The 2,093-nt window shown below is 64.0% G+C and carries 2 protein-coding genes; one reads left to right on the top strand and one right to left on the bottom strand.

What is annotated here, in order from left to right:
• Positions 1 to 430: 430 nt before the first annotated feature.
• Positions 431 to 1,444, bottom strand: a complete 1,014-nt coding sequence (locus JQK15_RS26360; protein ID WP_214869596.1) for an aldo/keto reductase — start codon at positions 1,442 to 1,444, stop codon at positions 431 to 433.
• A 206-nt stretch (positions 1,445 to 1,650) separates the two neighbouring features.
• Here JQK15_RS26360 and cysD point away from each other — a divergent pair.
• A partial coding sequence (gene cysD / locus JQK15_RS26355) for a sulfate adenylyltransferase subunit CysD (protein WP_214869594.1) occupies positions 1,651 to 2,093 on the top strand: 443 nt, incomplete at its 3' end.

Below are 2,093 nucleotides of genomic sequence, written 5' to 3'. Positions count from 1 at the left end.
AACCCAGGGCCGCCGCCCACATGTCCCTTCATCTAAATCACAATGTCAAAGAGCCGCACCGACATCAAAACCGGACAACCAGCGTTCCCTAAACTCTCGTTCAGAGGACCAGTGTCCGTCTATGGGGGCGACCGTTCCGAGCGCTTCCGTTTGGCAGCGCCCCGTCCGGTGAAAAGCCCTCTAGGCGGGGCATTTGATTCGGTCAACCGCGAAATTCCGCCCTTTTTGAATTTCCCCTCCGAAAGTTGAGAATGCGGCCTCTCCCGATCGCGTGAAAAGCCCGGTCTTTCGGGCATTTCGGAGATTTCACGCGCTTGTAATAAAAATGCGTTTCCGGAACCGGATTGGGCGCCGGGTCCCACGCCTCTCCATCCGAATCCCGATCCTGCTGCGGCAAGAATCGGGAATCAGGGGAGAATCGGTGCGAGAATCAGGCCAGCGGCTCGCCTTCCCACAATTCGGTATCGATCTGCGCCTGCGCATCGCGCGGGTAACGCGGCCCCGACACCGCCCTGAAATCGAACAGGCTGTCGACGCGGTCGAGCAGCGGACGCGGCAGATCGAGCCTGGCCGCCGCCAGATCCTCGTCGAGATGGGCCATGTTGGTCGTGCCGGGAATCGGCACGATGAAATCGCGACGGGACAGCAGCCAGGCCAGGCAGAGCTGCGCCATGGTGCAGCCCGCTTCGTCGGCGAGCCCGTTGAGCTTCGTTGCCAACACCAGATTATGGGCAAGGTGGGGCGGCTGGAAACGCGGCATGGCGCCACGAATATCCCCCTCCGGCACGCCCTGTGGCCCAACCCCGCCGGCGAGCAGACCGCGGCCGACCGGCGAAAAGGCGACGAAGCCGATGTCGAGTTCCGCGCAGGCGTCGAGCACGGCAACCTCCGGGTTGCGGCTCCAGGGCGAATATTCGGTCTGCACTGCGGTGATCGGATGGACCGCATGGGCGCGGCGAATCGTCGCTGCCGACATTTCCGACAGGCCGATCGCGCCGATCTTGCCATCCTCCACGCCGCGCACCAGCGCGCCGACCGACTCCTCGATCGGCACCTTGGGGTCTAGGCGATGCAGATAATAGAGATCGATACGGTCGGTCCTGAGCCGACGCAGCGAATCCTCCAGCACGCGGGTGATCGCCTGGGGCGAGCCGTCGAGGCCGCGCTTGCCGTCAATCTCCGCCAGCACGCATTTGCTGGCGAGGGTGAAATCGGCGCGCCGGTCCATGATGGTGCGGCCAAGCAATTCCTCATTGGCGCCAAAGCCATAGAGGGCCGCGGTGTCGAAGAAGGTCACGCCGGCGTCGAGCGCATGGCGCAGCAGCCGTTCGGCCTCGTCCGCGGACGGGCGCGGCAGATAGGCATGGGAGAGGTTCATGCAGCCAAGGCCGATGGCGGAAACGGTGAGTGCGCCCAGGCGGCGGGTGGGAAGAACGGTCGTCATGGGGTGGGAAACATCCTGTCGGTTGGGGCCGTGCATGGCGCAAGAGATAGGTCCGCCTCTCCGCTCTGTCATGCCTTTCCCCGGCCAGACGAGAGAAGATGGGGTTTACCCGGCTTAATAAAGCCAATCTTGCCCGGCGGGCGCAGCGGGGTCATTTCGACGGCACATTATAGACCCTTATGCCGCCCAGCGGCGCGAGCGAGCCCATGACCCGGAACCTTACCCATCTTCAGCGCCTAGAGGCGGAGAGCATACATATATTGCGGGAGGTAGTGTCGGAGGCGGAGCGGCCTGTGATGCTGTACTCGGTGGGCAAGGATTCGGCGGTGATGCTGCATCTGGCGAAGAAGGCCTTCTATCCCTCACCGCCGCCCTTCCCGCTGCTCCATGTCGACACCACCTGGAAGTTCCGCGCGATGTACGACCTGCGCGACAAGGCGGCGCGCGACGCGGGCATGGAACTGCTGGTCCATCATAATCCCGAGGCCCAGGCCCGCGGCATCAACCCGTTCGACCATGGCGCGCTCCACACCGACATGTGGAAGACGGAGGGCTTGAAGCAGGCGCTCGACAAGTTCGGCTTCGACGCAGCCTTCGGCGGCGCGCGCCGCGACGAGGAGAAGAGCCGCGCCAAGGAGCGCATCTTCTC

The sequence above is a fragment of the Sphingobium sp. BHU LFT2 genome, assembly GCF_018604485.1.
Lineage (GTDB): Bacteria > Pseudomonadota > Alphaproteobacteria > Sphingomonadales > Sphingomonadaceae > Sphingobium > Sphingobium yanoikuyae_A.
Note: the sequence above shows the minus strand (reverse complement) of the source record. Positions and strands in the feature narration are given on the sequence as shown.